At 53.4% G+C, this 17,407-nt stretch carries 14 protein-coding genes and 6 pseudogenes; 3 read left to right on the plus strand and 17 right to left on the minus strand.

What is annotated here, in order from left to right; genetic code table 11:
• Positions 1-184 precede the first annotated feature (184 nt).
• Positions 185-1,087, minus strand: a complete 903-nt coding sequence (locus AC13CN_RS01490; RefSeq protein ID WP_483052967.1) for a reverse transcriptase domain-containing protein — start codon at positions 1,085-1,087, stop codon at positions 185-187.
• Between the two features lie 23 nt (positions 1,088-1,110).
• Between AC13CN_RS01490 and AC13CN_RS01495 the strand changes: the two are divergent.
• A pseudogene (locus AC13CN_RS01495) lies at positions 1,111-1,724 on the plus strand (transposase); the annotation flags it as partial.
• A 305-nt stretch (positions 1,725-2,029) separates the two neighbouring features.
• On the opposite strand, the gene AC13CN_RS01500 reads toward AC13CN_RS01495, so the two are convergent.
• From AC13CN_RS01500 to AC13CN_RS01545, 10 genes are all read right to left on the minus strand, one after another.
• A complete protein-coding gene (locus AC13CN_RS01500; RefSeq protein ID WP_218313983.1) occupies positions 2,030-3,541 on the minus strand; it encodes an amidase in 1,512 nt (503 codons plus the stop codon).
• 61 nt (positions 3,542-3,602) lie between these two features.
• The gene (locus tag AC13CN_RS01505) at positions 3,603-5,300 is read right to left on the minus strand and encodes a nitrilase-related carbon-nitrogen hydrolase (RefSeq protein ID WP_253557790.1); all 1,698 of its coding nucleotides are present in this window, start codon (positions 5,298-5,300) and stop codon (positions 3,603-3,605) included.
• 17 nt (positions 5,301-5,317) lie between these two features.
• Positions 5,318-6,316 carry an acetamidase/formamidase family protein gene (locus tag AC13CN_RS01510; RefSeq protein WP_483052968.1) on the minus strand — a complete coding sequence of 333 codons (999 nt, stop codon included), beginning with the start codon at positions 6,314-6,316 and terminating at the stop codon, positions 5,318-5,320.
• A 98-nt stretch (positions 6,317-6,414) separates the two neighbouring features.
• Complete coding sequence (gene urtE, locus AC13CN_RS01515; protein ID WP_253557821.1) at positions 6,415-7,134, minus strand: urea ABC transporter ATP-binding subunit UrtE; 720 nt, start codon at positions 7,132-7,134, stop codon at positions 6,415-6,417.
• Positions 7,121-7,843, minus strand: a complete 723-nt coding sequence (locus AC13CN_RS01520; protein ID WP_180091736.1) for an ABC transporter ATP-binding protein — start codon at positions 7,841-7,843, stop codon at positions 7,121-7,123. Before AC13CN_RS01520 ends, urtE begins: the two co-directional genes overlap by 14 nt.
• Positions 7,840-8,943 (minus strand): ABC transporter permease subunit, encoded by a 1,104-nt coding sequence (locus AC13CN_RS01525; RefSeq protein ID WP_253557823.1) that lies wholly within the window; start codon positions 8,941-8,943, stop codon positions 7,840-7,842. Before AC13CN_RS01525 ends, AC13CN_RS01520 begins: the two co-directional genes overlap by 4 nt.
• Entirely contained in the window at positions 8,944-9,816 is an 873-nt protein-coding gene (locus AC13CN_RS01530) for an ABC transporter permease subunit (RefSeq protein WP_218313988.1), read from the minus strand.
• A 105-nt stretch (positions 9,817-9,921) separates the two neighbouring features.
• Entirely contained in the window at positions 9,922-11,157 is a 1,236-nt protein-coding gene (locus AC13CN_RS01535) for an urea ABC transporter substrate-binding protein (RefSeq protein WP_273422214.1), read from the minus strand.
• A gap of 151 nt (positions 11,158-11,308) precedes the next feature.
• Positions 11,309-11,959: an ANTAR domain-containing response regulator gene (locus tag AC13CN_RS01540; protein WP_253557828.1), complete on the minus strand. Its 651-nt coding sequence runs from the start codon at positions 11,957-11,959 to the stop codon at positions 11,309-11,311.
• A complete protein-coding gene (locus tag AC13CN_RS01545; RefSeq protein ID WP_253557831.1) occupies positions 11,956-13,134 on the minus strand; it encodes a transporter substrate-binding domain-containing protein in 1,179 nt (392 codons plus the stop codon). Before AC13CN_RS01545 ends, AC13CN_RS01540 begins: the two co-directional genes overlap by 4 nt.
• 561 nt (positions 13,135-13,695) lie before the next feature.
• On the opposite strand from AC13CN_RS01545, the pseudogene AC13CN_RS01550 reads away from it, so the two are divergent.
• Positions 13,696-14,019, plus strand: a pseudogene (locus tag AC13CN_RS01550) (transposase); the annotation flags it as partial.
• On the opposite strand, the pseudogene AC13CN_RS01555 reads toward AC13CN_RS01550, so the two are convergent.
• Positions 14,015-14,752: pseudogene (locus AC13CN_RS01555) on the minus strand (IS1380 family transposase); the annotation flags it as partial. The pseudogenes AC13CN_RS01550 and AC13CN_RS01555 overlap by 5 nt on opposite strands.
• A 104-nt stretch (positions 14,753-14,856) precedes the next feature.
• Between AC13CN_RS01555 and AC13CN_RS01560 the strand changes: the two are divergent.
• Positions 14,857-15,048, plus strand: a pseudogene (locus tag AC13CN_RS01560) (IS3 family transposase); the annotation flags it as partial.
• Positions 15,049-15,077: 29 nt separating this feature from the next.
• Here the strand turns inward: AC13CN_RS01560 and AC13CN_RS01565 are convergent.
• The 5 genes and pseudogenes from AC13CN_RS01565 to AC13CN_RS01585 all read right to left on the minus strand — a co-directional run.
• A pseudogene (locus AC13CN_RS01565) lies at positions 15,078-15,439 on the minus strand (transposase); the annotation flags it as partial.
• 57 nt (positions 15,440-15,496) lie between these two features.
• Entirely contained in the window at positions 15,497-15,886 is a 390-nt protein-coding gene (locus tag AC13CN_RS01570; protein ID WP_483052969.1) for a LysR family transcriptional regulator, read from the minus strand.
• A 62-nt stretch (positions 15,887-15,948) separates the two neighbouring features.
• Positions 15,949-16,107, minus strand: coding sequence for a CRISPR-associated protein Csx16 (locus AC13CN_RS01575; protein WP_483052970.1), 159 nt, complete (start codon positions 16,105-16,107; stop codon positions 15,949-15,951).
• A 505-nt stretch (positions 16,108-16,612) separates the two neighbouring features.
• On the minus strand, positions 16,613-16,897 hold the full coding sequence (locus AC13CN_RS01580) for a hypothetical protein (protein WP_159343426.1): 285 nt from the start codon (positions 16,895-16,897) through the stop codon (positions 16,613-16,615).
• Positions 16,898-17,159: 262 nt separating this feature from the next.
• Positions 17,160-17,315, minus strand: a pseudogene (locus AC13CN_RS01585) (IS5/IS1182 family transposase); the annotation flags it as partial.
• Between the last annotated feature and the right edge of the window lie 92 nt (positions 17,316-17,407).

Raw genomic sequence — 17,407 nt, forward strand, 5'->3', positions numbered from 1 at the left:
TCCTCGCAGCCGGCATCCGCACTTCCTCGTGATGAAAAAGAAGGGTATGCCGAATAAAGTTGAAGAATTCCAGCGTGTTGGATGTGATTCCGGGGGAACGTGACCGATGATTCCGGCAACGTGACCAGCGATTCCGGAAAACTGCCCAAAATCGGTCACGATAAAACGGAATGCGCGGTCACCATCATCCAGAATAGACGGTCACGTTCAAACGGAATGGGCGGTCACGATAGGGCGGAATACGCATGGGCAGCACCTCCAGCACCTTGCAGGCGTCGGCTTCTGTGTTGAACGCCAGGACGGCATCATCGGCAAACCGCACCTGGAATGCTCGCCCTTGAAGTCGTGGCTTGACGTCCTTCTCGAACCACTCGTCCAGCACATAGTGCAGGTAGATATTCGCCAACAACGGGGATATCACACCCCCTTGCGGGCTTCCCACCTCCCCTTTCTGCCATTGCCCGGCTTCCAATACCCCGGCCTTGAGCCACTTGCCGATCAGGCGGAGGACCACACCGTCCTTCACTCGTTGCTGCAGAACGTCTCGCAGGTGCTGATGGTCGATCGTGTCGAAGAAGGCTTTGATGTCCAAGTCAATGACCCAGCCACCGCTCATCGACGACAGCCCTTCCCACACCGCCTTGACGGCCTGATGCGCTGAGCGGCCCGGCCGGAAACCATATGAGCAATCCAGAAAGTCATGCTCGTAGAGCGGCTCCAGCAGGGCCACCACGGCACGCTGCAGGACCTTGTCTTCGAAGGTGGGGATACCGATCGGCCGTGTGTTGCGCCCATCTCCCTTGGGAATGTGGATGCGTCGCACCGGCGGCGCCTTGTAACGACCGCTCTTGGCGTCCTCCAGCAGCCGCTGGATGTTGGCCTCGAAGTCGCGCACGAAGTCGTCCGCCGTCTGGCCATCAATCCCGACGGCACCATCACGGCGCGTCATCAGGGTGGCCGTCTTTAGCCACTGGGCATCGATATAGTGCGCCAGAGACGTGAAGGCACGCTGCGGTAAGCGCTCTGCCAGCGCTGCTATCCGCAATTGTTTCGTGGACATGACCTCAGGTTCCTGTGCACCTGCCATGTTTCCCTCTTGCGGTTCTGATGATCGAATACCTGGGCCGGTTGCGCAGTCACACCGGTCTACAGAAGCTGGCAGCACCGCTCCTGAAGCGGCCACCCGGTCGGCCACCCGAGCAGCCTCGGGAGTGGTGCCACGATCTGGAGTACCAAGCCGGCTCCTGGCCGGCACCGCGGCGCGTAGTGCTGGTGGTGCAGGAACGCCCCGATGACCTGCTGCTGCATGCCTTCTTCCTGGTCACCAACCTCGGCAAGTTCGACTGGCCGCCGGAGAAGATCCTGGCGCTCTATCGCAAGCGGGCAGCGCCGAGGCGCACATGGGCGAAGTGAAGTCGGCGCTCGACGTGCACCTCTCGTCGACGGATCGCGGCGCCTCCACCGTCCAGGACGTGATGGCGCGCAACGAGGTGAGCCTGCTGCTCAGCCTCTACGCCTACCAGGTCCTGCATGGCCTGAGCTGCCTGCTGGAGCGGCAGACTCGGCAAGGCTGGAGCCTGAGCCGGATACGCGAGCAGGTGCTGAAGGTGGCCGCCACGCTGAGGCTGCACGCTCGGCGAATCACCGTTCATCTCGGAGCCGCTGCCGACAAGTGGTGGCCGACGCTGCTGAAGGGGTTGCCAAAGCTGACCGCGTTGAGTTGACGCTCCAACGAGACCACCACAGCACCAGAAGTCGAGCGGCCGCGGGGGCGGTCGGCGATCACGGCTGCTTTGAAGGTCGAGATTCATTCCTGGAGGTTATAAATCGGCGAAAGAAACGCAGTGTTCGGGCATTACGAAGCAGGCGCTCACGCCGGAAATACGGATCCTTACGAGCAATGCCGATGGCACGTAGCTTCAGACTGCCCGATCAGAGCCCTCGTGAATGAGACGGGATCATAGTAACCCGCTCGTCTTAAGATATATCGAAGATAACCGGGTTACTACTGCGTCAACTTTTTATACCGCTAGCCGATAGCGACTTGGTAAGCATGGGCGACTTTAAGCACGGTCGCTTCATCCCAGCGTCTACCCACTAATTGCATGCCTACGGGCAAGCCCTCCGAAAAACCGACCGGGACGCTCATGGCCGGGTGGCCACTGACATCAAACGGGGCCGTGTTGTGCAGGTTGCTAAGCGCACCAGCAAGTGTGCTATTGAGACTTTTATCAGCCGGTCTCTTTACCGCTTTCATAGCGGTGGTAGGCATGATTAACAAGTCATATTCCTGCAGAGCGTTGTCATAATCGCGCGCGAGACGCCTACCGATATTCTGGGCTTTACCATAGTAGTGGCGATTGTACTGTTCGGACATGTAGTGCCCGGCGAGGACCGTCATTTTTACTGTGTCACTAAAGTCATGACCACGAGCGCGGCGAGCCCTGCCGTAAAAGTCCATAAGCTGTGTGCTGTAATGCCCCCGCCAGTTTGTGCCGTAACCATCGCCCCTGACCATGAGTTCGGTGGCGCCCTCAAAGGCAATCGCACTCCACAGTGCAAGCCCGTCGTTATGCATGGGTACCGATACCTCCGTGGCACGAGCGCCCACTTTTTCCAGCACGCTGATGGCTTCTTTAACGGCTGCGTCCACGTCAGATTCACTGACACCGGCAATGCCAAACCCTTCACGTAGGATGCCAATGCGAATGCCAGTGAGATCTTCACTTAGCGATTCTGTGTATTTCGCGGTACGCACGTCGTATTGGCGTGGATCTAACCCATCCGAGCCAGCAAGTACCTCCAACATACGGGCGCAATCTTCGGCGGTGCGCGCCATAGGGCCTACGTGGTCAAGAGTAAGCTCAATGGGGAAAATACCTGTATAAGGCACTAGGCCATGTGTTCCTTTAATCCCGTAGCAACCGCTCCATGAGGCGGGTAGTCGAATAGAGCCGCCCTGATCACCTCCCAGCGCCATATCGACTTCACCGTTGGTCACCACCACGGCGCTGCCGTTGGAAGAAGCGCCAGCTAGACGCTCACGGTCATGGGGATTAACCGGCTGGGGTTCGGGATAGCCGGTACAGCCTCCACCGTCAAAACAGAACGCAGGAACGGCTGTCTTGCCGATGATGTGCGCGCCAGCGTCGAGAAGCCGGGTAACCACTGTGGCATCCTCCCGGGGCACAAAACCTTCCATGATCGGCGAACCATTCATCATCGGGATGCCTGCCAGAGCGATGTTATCCTTTAGCGCTACCGTTCGGCCCGCAAGTGGACCCTCTTCTGCCCCAGGCACCGAACACTTCCACGCCCAGCCATTGAGCGGGTTGTCGTCACCGACTGGGCGATAACCCATATCTGCTCGCGGATAATTTACGGGCAATGATTCATCCGCCAGTTCATCCAGGCGATCATAAATGGCCATTGAGCCAGCAACGGCGGACTGGAATTCTCCCAGTTCTTCAAAGGAAAGGTCAAAGCCGTAATAATCGGAAATGGCTGCCAACGTATCAATGCCGGGTCGCTTCACACTCATAGTCAACTACTCCTATACACGAACGATTGCCTGAAAAGGCATTTAGCGAGGGAAATACAAGCTATCGCTCCAACAATTTCGGATAGTGGTGTGGCAGGCGCATCACCACTAGGTCCTTTCGGCGCACAGCGCTGTTTGGGTAAGCCGAATCCAGGTTGCTCGTGTCGATAGCAAGCTGAACGCAGCCATTCGCGCTGGTTAACAATGATTCTCGGCGAGGAAAATGAAACGTATCCGGGCCGAATATACCGCTTAGCCCCGGTAATCCAGCGTCGGGCATATGCACGTTGGCGAAAGCGAAATAGCAGTTGTTCTCGCCACCGCGCACCCGATAATGGTGCCAATGGTGCTCGTCCGGGCCGGTGGGAATAGGTGCTGGCTGACGAATGTCAGTACCGGGATGGGCACAGTGAAATGGCCCTGGCAAGGCAGCAGGACAAGCGATGACATCGCACCCCCGCAGCGCCAAGATGCGGCCCGCTTCGGGGAAATCAGCATCATGGCCAATCAATAAGCCTAGCCGTCCTAGCGGCAGATCGAAGCTTACCCAGCAATCGCCAGGGTTCGCCCATTTACGGTCTGCCTTATTTAAGTGAATCTTACGATAAACCGCCATAACGCCCTGCGCTCCTACCAGAGCGGCAGCATTATAGAGATGTTCTCCCGACTGTTCCGCGAAACCTACTACATAGTACTGTTGACGCTCCTCAGCGAGTCGACGCAGTGTGTCGAAAACACCATGACGCTGTGAGATGGGATTGATACCGCCAGTGTCTAACCCGGTAAGCGCCAGCTCAGGAAAAACAATAAGCTCGGCACCCTCTGCTTGGGCAATCAAATCAGTGCATTTGGAAAGGTTATCGTCGAGATTATTCGATGGGGAAAATTGAGCAACGGCGATGGTGCTTGTTTTTCCATTGGGCAGTGGCTGATGGCCATAAAGCCTGAAAAAGTCTAGCGGGTTCCAAGCGTGTGTTTGATGAAGTAGCTCATGATAAAGATCTGGGCGACGCTCACTGGTCAACGGCCCCGTTACTCGTTCAGTATCAATCTCACCAAACACGATGCCATCACCGTCATCGCGGCTAGCCTGGATATATCCATCTGGATCAATCACGCAGCTACCGCCACTGAATTGAACGCCGCGCTCCATCCCCCAGCGATTGCTCTCAATAAGATAGCAGCCGTTTTCTTTGGCACGACTGATCCAATAGGGTGCTGGCGCTCGCTCAGCCAGCCAATTACTCAGATGGCAAATGACCTCGGCACCCTGCAGCGCGACCAACCGTGCAGTTTCAAGAAAATGAATGTCCATGCAGATGAGCAGCGCGATACGGCCCAGTGACGTCTCGAACACTTGATGGCCAGTGTCGCCTGAAGCCGCCCACTTTGGCTCGGCGATATAAGGATGGCTTTTACGATGTTTTCCTAAATAGCCCTCAGGGCCAACTAAAACAGCCGTGTTGTAGTAAAGCCCATTGCCAGCATCAATTTCTGGCAGCCCGATAACGATATAGCAGTCAAGCTTCGCCGCCAGAGCGGCGAAGCTTTGGGTTGAGGGCCCTGGCACTTGTTCGACGTAGGGTGCAACCTCCCCTCTGTCATACCAGCAATAGCCGGTAAGACCCATCTCCGGCGTTATGATTAGCCGCGCACCAGACGCAGCCGCCTCTTCCACTAACCGCTTTAGAACATCAATATTTCGCTCTTTAGCAAACATTTCAGGCTCAAACTGCACGGTGGCGGCAAGGTATTTCATATTGTCCTCCCCGCTCGCTAGCGTGCTTGCCCAACGATGGACTTGAAGATAGAAGCGCCCAATGTATATTTTGGATCCACCATATTGCCTAACCGCACTCGCCCTGCCTGGGTAAGAAGCATGTAGGCCTCTATTTCATCGAAATCAAACTCAGCAGCCAGCCAGCGTACCAGCTCTCTGTAGGCAATCCGGGTGGCATCTTCCATGGGACGCGCTGAACCGATGGTCATATAGAACTGTTCATTTTCCAGACGCGGCCATTTGAACGTCCAATCTTTAATCAAGTCGACCTGAACGGTGGTCACGGTAGGATGCTCGATCGCCACGCCGCACAACTCACCATCACCCTGCGCCGCATGGCAGTCACCTAAATAAAGATAAGCACCTTTGGTATGCACCGGCAGATAGATCACCGCACCCGGTGCTACATCAGGTAAGTCCATATTGCCGCCGTAATAATCGGGAACCAGCGAGCTAATCGACTCAATCTCTGGTGATACCCCAATGGTGCCAATAAAAGGCTGGTAAGGAAGGGTTATTTTATCGCTCCACTTCACGCCGGTTTCCGCGTCTATCTCGACCTTCTTTACCCGCTCCGGTAGCGGTGCGTTGAGTAGCGCAGTATCACCGGTCGCCACTAGTCCACCAAATTCGGTAATCAGTGCTGTCGTCCCGCAGGGCTGGGGGCCACGAGGTTTCATGTCTCGGATATAAACCGCCAGGCAATCGCCCTTCTCCGCCCCCTCTACGTAGATCGGTCCGTTCTGCGGATTAAGATAAGGTAAATTAAGCAACTCGCTGGGCTTGTCGCTTTCCGAGCGCAGTTTTCCTTCGAAAGCATCATGGGTTTCAGCACTAACGATATCGCCCGGTTGGATGTGCAGAACGGGCTTGGGGTTAGGACCAAGCGTATAGTGATACTGACCTTGAGCCGCTTCAGTTAGTTGGTGTGTAGTACCAGGCTTACCTTTGGCGACGGCGCGACGCGCCATGATGGAATGTTCAAACCAGTTCATTGTTCTACTCCTTTTTAGGTGCTTTCAGTCATCGCTCCAGCTACTGCAGACCGGAGTTGAGTCATGGTTAAATAGTATTGATGGCTATCTCATCCTGCTTATACAGCCAGAATTCGACGCATTGCGTCACGATCACGGAGTTGCTCCTTCGCAAGCTCATGGGTAATTTTTCCCTTATCCATGACGTAGCAGCGTTGCGCCATGGTCATGATCATGTCCAGGTTCTGCTCTACGAGGAGAATGGTTACGCCCAGCTCGCGATTGAGCTTGAGAATGTTTCGTGAAATGTCCTTTACGATGTTGGGCTGAATACCTTCCGAGGGTTCGTCGAGTAGCATAAGTTTCGGCTTGCCCACCATGGCACGGCCGATAGCAAGCTGTTGCTGTTGCCCGCCGCTGAAGGTGCCCGCTCGTTGATTAGCCCGCTCTTTCAAGATGGGGAAGAATTCGTAAACCCGCTCATAGTCAACACCCTCGCCAGGCTGTTGGAGCATTTCGCCGACCTTGAGATTTTCCCAGACGGTCATGCGCGAGAAGACCTCACGCCCTTGCGGGATATAACCAATGCCCAAACGCGCACGTTCGTGAGATTCGAGCGCGCTAATATCCTTACCATCGAAACGGATAATGCCTTGCCGATTCTTGATAAGACCAATCAGCGTTTTCATTAACGTCGTCTTGCCGACGCCATTTCGACCGATGACGGCTACCACCTCGCCGCGACCAACACTCAGGCTGACCTCTTGCAGCACTGAGGTGGTACCGTAGCCAGAAATGACGCCCTCCACGCTCAACAGATTTGTACTATTCGTCGTCATCGGCTGTCCCCAGGTAAATACGTGCAACCTCTTCGTTAGCCTCTATTTCGTTGATCGTGCCTTCCGCAAAGATTTCACCGAAGTTCAGTACAGTGACCTTGTGGGCAATTTGGCGCACAAATTCCATGTCGTGTTCAACCGCCAAAATCGACATACCTTTGCGATTGAGCTCCTGGATCATCTCGCCCGTGCGCGCCGTTTCTTCTGGTGTCATGCCAGCTGTCGGTTCGTCAAGAAGTAGTAAACGCGGCTCTGTGCTCACTGCCATACCGATCTCAAGCCACTGCTGTTCCCCGTGTGAGAGTTCTCCAGCAAGTTCTCCGGCTTTATCGGTAAGCCTTACAAAAGCGAGTGCTTTATCGATAGCCGATGTCATGGAATCACCATGCAGGTGGTTTTGAACCGCGATTTGCATGTTTTGCCAAACGGAGAGTTCGGAGAAAATACCCGGCACCTGGAACTTGACGGCAATTCCCTGTTTCACGCGCTCGAAGGAACGAAGCTTGGTAATTTTTTGATCTGAAAAGTAGATCTCACCTGAGCTTGGTTGATGCTCACCGAGTACAAGCTTGAAAAACGTGCTCTTCCCAGCGCCATTCGGACCAATCAGGCATCGAATCTCACCATGCTCCATTGAGAAGTTCACATCCTGAGCAACTTTGACGCCGTCGAAATGCTTATATAATTTCTCAGTTCGCAATATGGTCACGACATGCCCTCCTTACGCTTACGATGGCGACCAAATAACTTGACCAACCCCGGGATCAACCCTTCCGGTAAAAAGACCACGACGACGACCAGCAGCAACCCCATAATGACAAAGGCGTAGTAGCTACCGTAAATAGTTAGGTTCTGGAAGATGCCAAGCACTACCAAGGTGCCCACCAGCGTTGCGGTGAGGTCTTTACGCCCACCCACTGCCACCCAAATAATGGGTAATGCGGCGGCCGCCAAATTCATGTTGGACGGGCTGATGTACTGCCCCCAAGCGGTATAGAGCACTCCGGAAAGTCCCGCTAAGCCACTGCCAATCACAAAAGCAATTAACTGATAGCGGCGTATGTCGTAACCGAGCATTTCAGCGCGGTGCGGATTTTCACGAATGGCAACCAGGACATTGCCGAATCTAGAATTGACCAGAACCCTTAAGCCCAGATAGCAAAGAACCAGCATGGCCAGAAGAAGGTAATAAAGTGGTACTCCCGAATACAGCGCTATATCTCCCCCAGCCCAAGGAATTGTCAGTGGCGGCATACCGGTCATACCATTGTCGCCACCAAGTCGAGCATCGCCTATCGCCCACTGAGAGCCCGCTGTCTGTGCCATAAAGGTGGCGAAGACCAACGTGGTAGAAAGAGTTACAATACCCAGAAATACGCCGCTAATACGTCCATAAAAAAGCATGTAGCCAAGCAACGCCGCCCCCAGACACGACATACCAACGCCAAGTAGCAAGCCGACAAGGGTCATTCCGTATGCCGCGCCAAAGTTAATCGTGATGACGCCATACGTATACCCGGCAAGCCCGAAGAAAGCAGTTTGGCCAAAGCTGAGCGCCCCCGTATATCCCCAGATCAACGACAGCCCAAGCGCCATAAACACCCAGCAAATGAAATAGGCGGTATTACCAACGCTCCAGGCATCTGCGAAAGCGGGATAAACAACGGCTGTGCCAATGGCCAAGGCAAAGCCGACCCAAAACAGCGGACCGCGGCCTAATGTTTGCGGGCCATTAACGAGTCGTATCCAATGTGGCATTCGAGACGCTGACCGAGCTGTATTCGAACCTTGTCTTTGCAATATACCCATTTATGTACGCCCCTTGAGTAACCAGCCAGACAGGCCTTGTGGGAGAATACGGATAACCACCATGACCGTGATCAACAGCCCCACCTGCCCCATTAACTGCCCTTGCCAGCCAGTCAGAAAAGCCTTGATAACCGCGAGCGTAGCCGCTGCTGGTGCTGTACCCAGGAACACATCAGCACCGCCGACGACAACTGTCACAAAACTTTCTACTAAGAAATTGGCGCCAAGTGTCGGGACGATAGAGATCGTGGGTGCATAAAGAGCGCCTGCCAATCCCGCCAGCGCTGCCCCAAGGCCGAAGGTAAGGGAGTACATACGCCCGGTGTCGATACCCGCAGCTTTCGCCATGTGGGGTGCTTGGATCGTTGCCCGTGAGTGGATACCGAACGTCGTATGGTGAAACAGCAGATACAAGCCAATAAGCACGAGCACGGCCACACCAAGCAGTACCATTCGATAGGTTGAATAGCTGTAGTTACCCACCGAAAAACTACCCAGCGGCGTACTGACACCTGCCATGCTGGAGCCAAGCACAATCAGCGTACCTTGAGTAAGAATCAGGCTGATCCCCCAGGTGGCCACAATAGAGTCCAACGGCCGATGGTAGAGCCGATGAATAATCGTGCGCTCAAGCACAATGCCCAGAATCCCAGCAGCAAGGCTGCCGCATACCATAGCGATGGGCAGTGGAACCCCCATGCGCGCCGTTGCCACCGTTACGTAGGCGCCGCACATAATAAACTCGCCGTGAGCCAAGTTGATGATGCCCATCATCCCAAAAATTACAGCAAGCCCCATGGCGGATAGCACCAAGAAGGCAAACGCATCCCCAAACTGATAAAACGCTGTAAATGCGAAATGTAAATATTCCATATCCAGGCTCCTGAGCAGGAAAAGCCAGCGAGGTTTCCCGCTTAATGCAACTTCACAAGTCAGGCAGGGCGAAGCTCATCACCCTGCCGGGACGGTGCGTGATATTTACTCGTTTGGAGGGCTAGAAGGAGTGTACTGAGCACTTGGGTCGTTCTGGGTCAGGTCACAGCCGTTTTCACCCAGCCAGTAAGGCTCAATATTTTCCCAAGTTTCGGGAAAAGAAATCTCGTGGTTCTCATCCACTTTCGCCAGAAAGATATTGTGAGACATATGCTGGCTCCTAGGGTCTAGACACACGGTGCCGGAAGGGCCATCAAAGCAGACATCTCCCTCGGCGATAACTGCACGAAGGTCATCCTTATCGGTCGATCCGTCAGCACGTTCAACCATCTGCTTATAAAGGTGCATAGCGATATAAGAGTTCGCTGCTTCCTGATTCACATAGGGCGTATCAGGGAAGCGTTCATAGAACTTCTCAACGAAAGCATTCGCCTCAGGGGTGTCAACTTCTTCAATGAAGTTCGTCGTAACGTACATGTTTGCAAGGCTTGGTGGCGCAAAACGCTTATGCTCGTAGCCCTGCCCAACATTTACCGACGAGGCCATCGGAAGTCCAAGGTTGGCAGATGCTGCCTGCTCGTAATAAGACGCCTGATTGGAGCCAACCAATAACGTCACGACAAAGTCTGGAGCTTCACCCTGAATGTTCTGAATGGTCTGCGAGAACTGGGAAACACCCAGGGGGATGAAATCCTCGCCCACTATTTCTCCGCCCTCTTCTTCTACAATCCGACGTACCCACTCCGCCGAAATCTGACCAAAGTTATAATCCGCGGCAATCGTATAGACGTTAGGGCCATACTCTTCCATCATCCAGGGAATTAGCGTCGAAAACTGCTGCTCAGGAACTGCGCCAGTGACGATCATGTTGGCGTCACACACGCCGCCTTCGTACTGATTGTTATAAAACGCTAACCCATCAAATTGGTTAACAATCGGTCGGTACGCTTCCCGTGATGACGAAGCAAAACCCGCAAAAACGGTATCTACCTGATCACGCTGGAGAACCCGCCGCATCAACTCTTGGTATCGACGATCATCAGACTGAGTATCGTAAATAACAAGTTCCACCTCGCGACCAGCGATGCCGCCCGCCTCATTTATTTCCTCAGCCGCTAACTCTATGGCATTAACCTTAGCCTGCGTCACAGCTGCAAAGTTGCCGGACTGATCTTCGAGCACACCGATCTGGATAGGATCATTTGCTGAAGCGCTAGTCACTAATGAGCCCGCTAGCAACGTTGATAAGGTTGCAGTTCTCTGAATTGTTGAGTATTTCATTTTTATACCCCTGATTAAGTTTTACTTTTTTTCTTCCTCGCCGTCCTGCAGCAACACAACTCCCTAGAGGCCTCTTCATAAAATGAGAGACGACTTTTTGCTCTTGTAGCCTTACCAATATGTTCCGCTTCGATTAACCTCAAGGAATCCGCTATGAATAGCGGTTTAACTGGGTTTCCCTAAGACGATGGATGATGTCGGCGTCTTCCTTTAGTGCCGCCACCGCGATCTCACCCGAGACAATCATTGCCGCGAAATCCTCAAGAGACAGGCGTCGGTTCATGCTCGCCGAACGCAACAGGGCAAAGGCGTCATTTACTGAAATCTCCATATCCTCAATGAGCTTGATCGCCGCCGTGCAGACGACTTGGCGCGCACGAACCTGCTGTTCCAAACGATGAAGTTTTTGCTCCGTCTCATAGCACTGATTAAACGTTTGGTAAGCAATCATAAGGCTCGCGAGAATGCCGGCCTTACGTAGCGGTTTGGTGAGATAGCCAGAGACGCGGCGCTCAATGAACCAGTTGACCGAGCTCGGGGCATCTGAGCCAATAAGTGCAATTGCCGGCCCCTGCACTCGATCTATCATATGCGCGATGTCGTCAAACTGACGCCCCAACTCATCGTCAAAGAACACCAGGTCAAACGGACTATCAGATCCAGCCTCATCCAGGCTTTCATGAACGACTGGAGTGACTCCAAGCTCCACAAGGAACTGAGTCAGCACCTCTTGATCTCTTTCGGCGGCACATACAATCAATGCACGATGGCCCCTGAAGTTGCGTCGCGTGGTAACAGTCATCGCACGATCCTCAAGCCAATATTGTTTTGAGCCATGGGCGTTTTCGACTGAGCAGAGCTTTCACCACATGCTTCAGTCCAAACGAGATAAGGATCCGGGCGAACGGGTGCGCTTGCTTCTGAGATCACCTTAAACGTCGCGTCTTCACGGGATATTCCTAGCCGAACAGTCAAGTAGCTGTGATTGCTCTCAGGATCGACATGGACAATGCCCTGCGGGGCTTGGAACGACGTTTTATGCAAGGCTTTTTTCACCCGTCCGATATCAACTGAATCGGCGCCAGCCAGCGCCAAGGCAAGAAGATGAACGGTGTTGTAGGAAGCCTCTGCATCTGCACTAGGCAGAGCATCATGGCCGTAGCGTTGGCGGTAACTAGTTACAAACTGCTTGTTAATTTCTGTATCAATAGTGGAGAAGTAAACGCTGGATGCGAGATGCCCAGCACACGCCTGCGGACCAATTTGAGCAAGTTCCGGCTCGCAAAGCGTGCAGCTGCCAACAAGCGTTTTTTGAAGAGCTGCGTTCTCATCACGTGCTTTGGCAAACGCACGGTAAAACGCGTAGCTAGACTCACCGATCAGCATGTTCATAATGAAGGCAGGCCGCTTTTCGTGAATCTCTTCGATGATACGCGCCACATCCAGATCACCGACTTGCAGGTAACGTTCAGCGATCATCTTCCCGCCATGCGCCTTAGTCAGCTCTCTGATAATGCGGCCATTTTCCCAGGCCCAGACATAGTTAGATCCCACGAAGTAAACATCGCGAGTGATATGGGCAAGCACATGATCCATCAGCGGCAAAACATGCTGGTTCTGAACAGCGCCTGTATAAATAACGTTATTATTGGTCTCAAAACCTTCGTAGTGAGACGGATACCAAAGCAAGCCATCGTATTTTTCAAAAATCGGGATGACTTCTTTGCGGCTTGAAGACGTATAGCAACCAATCACGTGCTTTACGCTCTCATGGCGTAGCAAACTCCGCACGTGTGTGCCGTAAGCAGCGGTGTCCCCGGCTGGCTCGCACTCAATGGGCACAAGCTCAAAGGGATATCGTTTGTCCTGATTGACCTCTTCCAGCGCCAGTATCGCCCCATCACGCATTGAGCGGCCAACGGTGGCGTAGGGGCCTTGGGTGGAGAAAAGTATGCCAACCGGGATACGACTGTTCATTGACTGACCGTCCTATTTCCAGACATAAAAAAAGGGCTCACAACGCTACCTGACGGTAACGATGGGAGCCCTATTGCTCTGTGCACTTTCGGTGTATGCCAACGCACAATATGTCAATTGCTAATCTTAGATTGTGACCCCTAAACGACTTTGTCAATACATTGACGCTATTCTTAAGTCGAAGGCCGTTATCACTAAACAACTATAAATAAGATAAAGCAACAAGCGTGCCAATTAAGCAAAGCACCACAATAGCGGCTTTTAAACACGATTAATGTAGGTATTGCGCCTCTTTTTGATGCATACAGAAGAATTTATGCTGCATGAAGGTGCATTCATGTTTTCCATGCTTGCACCACTGTGACGACCAGACAGTGAGAAAAATCAGTTGTAAGCGGGATCGCAAGAACACAATCACTCTTTAATCCTAGGCTTTGTGCGAAAAGTTGGCTCGCAAGCAACGGTCGATGCACGCCATGCATACCATCGCCTTAACCCGTCTTATTCACGAGGCCAGCCTGAAAACGAAGATAGCGAGTGGTTTTCTCTTGTAGAATCAAACTGTTCCTGGCAGAACACAATTCAAGAGGACCACTCGCCATGGGTGAAAACCTATCCACCTGGACGCCCTCGTGCAACGGCGCTGTGCGTGTCGAGTTGAGCGGCCAGCGCACCACCAGCGACAGCGGCGCTTTGCTGCTGCGTGAAGCCCTCGACAACAGCGGCGTGATCGAGGCGCTCGAGGACAACCTGGTCGACCAGCGCAGCCCGCTGCGCATCCGTCATTCGCTGGCCAGTCAGCTGCGTACCCTGGTGCTGCAGCGCGCGATGGGCTGGATCGACCTCAGCGATACCGACTCGCTGCGCCGTGACCCGCTCTGGCGTTGTCGGTGAAACCGGCGTCGATGCGCACCCGAACCTGGGCGCCGGTGCTCTCGTTGAGTCGCCGCACCAGATGCGGGATCCAGGTGTCGGCGTTCTCGGCCGGGCCGGCGTTGCCCTCGCGCAGCAGGCCGCCCACCATGTCGCCGGTCTCGGCCAGCGAGGCGACCAGCGGCGAGTAGATGCGGGTACCGTAAAGGCCGTGATAGGCCGAGCCGCCCTGATGGCCGTGGACTTCGATCGGCAGGCCGTCGATGTCCAGCGTCAGCTGCTTGGGACGATCGCCGTTCTTCAGCGAGGTCAGGCGCCAGAGCACCAGCCGCAGCAGGCCTTCGTGCACGACATCGATGTTGTCGTTGCGGCCAAGGCAGGTCAGCAGCCGCGACAACGTGGCTTGAGACGGCCGGTCTTGGGCCAGGGGCGTCATCCCGCGCGCGTCGCTGCAGGCCAGCTGCCAAAGCGGGTCACGGCGCAGCGAGTCGGTATCGCTGAGATCGATCCAACCCAACGCGCGCTGCAGCACCAGGGTACGCAGCTGGCTGGCCAGCGAGTGGTGGATGCGTAGCGGGTTGCGGAGGTCGACCAGATTGTCTTCCAGCGCCTCGATCACGCCGCTGTTGTCGAGGGCTTCACGCAACAGCAGAGCGCCGCTGTCGCTGGTGGTTCGCTGGCCACTCAACTCGACACGGACAGCGCCGTTGCACGAGGGCGTCCAGGTGGATAGGCTTTCACCCATAGCGGATGGCTCTCTTGGTTCAGGTTCTTGGCAGAACACACTGAATTTTCAAGAGAATACCATCCGCTATCTTCGTTTTCAGGCCGGCCTCATGAATAAGCCGGGATAATGCCTGTGCCGAAAGCTTCTTCCACAGCCTCAAGGTTGAAGCGATCCATGGGGAGCAATTTACAACGCGAAACGATATGAGGCGCCAGGTGTTTGAGTACGTCGAACTGGACTACAACAAACAACGGCGGCACAGTGCTATTGGGATGATCAGCCCAGAGGCCTTTGAAGCCCGAATGATCGCTTAAACCAGTGTCCACTGTTGCTGGGTAAGATCAACATGGCACATACGCTGAATACTGAACGCCTGACGATGACGGTGGATAAAGGCGTACTTCACTTCAGGCTTTTCGCAAAGTACACCGCGGCCTTTTTTGTGATGGCCAGCTCTTCATTTGCCTCGGCTAGTTGGCGCTTCAAGCGGGCGTTTTCTTCTGCCAACGACCGCTCTCGCTCGGATGTGTCTTGCTGCAGCTGTGCTTTAGATCGCCACTGATAGAGCTGACTCGCGTGTATTCCCAGTTCACGCGCCGCTGCTGCAACGCCAATACGATCAGCAAGCGCTAATGCTTCTTGCCGGTAGCCATCTGAGTAACGGGTATATGATTTTTTCTTCATTGATGTTGTCGATCTTGCCATGGTTCACCTCATCGTAACGTATGACGTTCTTAAGGTGTCCACTGTTACTGGGCAGGATCATGTTTCTTTGGCTCGCTTGGAGAAACGCTCAATCACGGAGTGGAGTGGCCATGCCGAGTTGGCTAGCATCGCATCCATGACGCCTATGCGCAGTACACCCCGCATTTCACCTGAGATAGTGGCAACAGCATTCTGGAAGCGATCAGTGGCAACAAAGAGGTCATCAAGCGCTTCAAGGAGCTTCTTTCCTTCGGTAGTCACGGCAAAACCGCTACGCCCACGCCGACAAAGCCGGAAGCCTAGCCGGGTTTCGAGGTCGGAGAGTTGCGTGGAAAGCGTCGATTGAGAACAGTTCAATGTCACCTGCGCTCCGGCGATCCCGCCTGCATCCACAATGGCGCTGAAGGTTCTGAGGAGCTTGAGGTCAATGTCGTGAAGACGGTTCATCTGAGTGCTCCGTGCAAATACATAGTAACGGTGATAGCCACATCGAAAATTTCGATTTAATCTCACAAAGCTACATATTTTACGATTTTTTTCAAGTTCTCACTTAGGGGGGGCTTTTCAAAACTGGTGTCTAAATGGTCACGCTGCTGACCTTCAATACCACGGGTCTTAAGCCAATCGATTGCACCTGCATGTCGTGTTACTATCCAAGTAGTTGGCATTTTTTATCCTAAACAAACCCTTAAATAAGACTATACTATTGGGACAAAAAACGATCAGGGGGAAAATTTTTACAAAACCACACTCTTCAGGCATGTAAAAACCTGTGTCAGAAGCATGGCATCTGATTCGCTGTGCTTAAGCAGCGTAAACATTTTTCTACTCCCACCCGATAGGGAGTATATTAGCCGCAGGATTCATCAGCAAAGAAAGCTAATAGGTTGGTAGCCACCCCGCGCAGATTGTCTGATCAGAAAGTACGATCACCGCGGCCAAACCGATAAAGCCCCCATGCGTCTGGAAGTTATCGAAGTTGAGGGGAATATAAGACTTATTAACTGGTAGAATCCCACCAGAGGTGCCGCCAAGTCAGCGGCTTCAAGCTCGCAAATGGTCTCACGCATAATGCGCGCCAGGTAAATGTTATGAAATACTCAATTAACAAGCAGGCATATTAGGCGAACACCTCTCGCGACTGACGTATTAACTAAATAGCTATAAATTATTTCATTTATCCTTAAAACGCTTAATATTATTATACACTGCATAACCGCCAGCAATTAATGTAGCGATCATGATAAACAAAATCGGCGATATACCTATCCAGAACTGAGACGCATCATTCATGTCTTCACCTCTAATAATGTCGTTCATATAGATATTAGCAGAAAATTCACGAGTGGGAGACATATGCCAAATGAGTATCTCTTCAAGAATCCGCACAATCACGACCCGCTTATCCCAATATGCAGCCTCTCGAGCTTCTCCTGTTTGCACCGACAATGTCTGCAACAGTAGCTCATTCTTCTCGACCGACTTTTTAAGATTCTACCGGGCAATATTATCAGCAGTCTCAGGCGCTGAAGGATCACACTGATGAAGCAGCTCTTTGAGCGTATACCTGGGTGAATCACCTGAGAGGACGCTGATCAATTCATCCCCGGGCAACTGCAGCGAACAATGTTCGCCTGAGTGTTGTCCCCGCGATCACTATTGAGCCACTGTCGGTGGCATTTTTTCCGGGCAGCCGTGTTTTCCGGCTGCCTGGCCAGATTCAAGACACACTACCCCCATGAACGTGTTTCTGGCATCGTCCGGCCAACACCAGGTTGGCCAACGCAAATAGGCTGAACAGCTGAGCTTGGTTCTTAGTCAGCCCCTTATAGCAAACCTTGCGATAGCCAAACAGGTTCTTAATGAATCGAGTAGGAGGGGGAGTCGCCTCCCCCGTCCTCTCACACCACCGGGCATACGGATCCGTACCACGGCGGTTCCTGTCATCCACTATTGGACTGAGCTTCG

It is taken from the genome of Vreelandella sp. L-25, from assembly GCF_056857535.1.

Excerpts from the sequence above, each read along its gene's own strand:
- AC13CN_RS01490 (WP_483052967.1), bottom strand. The coding sequence starts at position 1,087 with ATGGCAGGTGCACAGGAACCTGAGGTCATGTCCACGAAACAATTGCGG.
- AC13CN_RS01500 (WP_218313983.1), bottom strand. The coding sequence starts at position 3,541 with ATGAGTGTGAAGCGACCCGGCATTGATACGTTGGCAGCCATTTCCGAT.
- AC13CN_RS01505 (WP_253557790.1), bottom strand. The coding sequence starts at position 5,300 with ATGAAATACCTTGCCGCCACCGTGCAGTTTGAGCCTGAAATGTTTGCT.
- AC13CN_RS01510 (WP_483052968.1), bottom strand. The coding sequence starts at position 6,316 with ATGAACTGGTTTGAACATTCCATCATGGCGCGTCGCGCCGTCGCCAAA.
- urtE (WP_253557821.1), bottom strand. The coding sequence starts at position 7,134 with ATGACGACGAATAGTACAAATCTGTTGAGCGTGGAGGGCGTCATTTCT.
- AC13CN_RS01525 (WP_253557823.1), bottom strand. The coding sequence starts at position 8,943 with ATGGGTATATTGCAAAGACAAGGTTCGAATACAGCTCGGTCAGCGTCT.
- AC13CN_RS01530 (WP_218313988.1), bottom strand. The coding sequence starts at position 9,816 with ATGGAATATTTACATTTCGCATTTACAGCGTTTTATCAGTTTGGGGAT.
- AC13CN_RS01535 (WP_273422214.1), bottom strand. The coding sequence starts at position 11,157 with ATGAAATACTCAACAATTCAGAGAACTGCAACCTTATCAACGTTGCTA.
- AC13CN_RS01540 (WP_253557828.1), bottom strand. The coding sequence starts at position 11,959 with ATGACTGTTACCACGCGACGCAACTTCAGGGGCCATCGTGCATTGATT.
- AC13CN_RS01545 (WP_253557831.1), bottom strand. The coding sequence starts at position 13,134 with ATGAACAGTCGTATCCCGGTTGGCATACTTTTCTCCACCCAAGGCCCC.
- AC13CN_RS01570 (WP_483052969.1), bottom strand. The coding sequence starts at position 15,886 with ATGAACCGTCTTCACGACATTGACCTCAAGCTCCTCAGAACCTTCAGC.
- AC13CN_RS01575 (WP_483052970.1), bottom strand. The coding sequence starts at position 16,107 with ATGCCAACTACTTGGATAGTAACACGACATGCAGGTGCAATCGATTGG.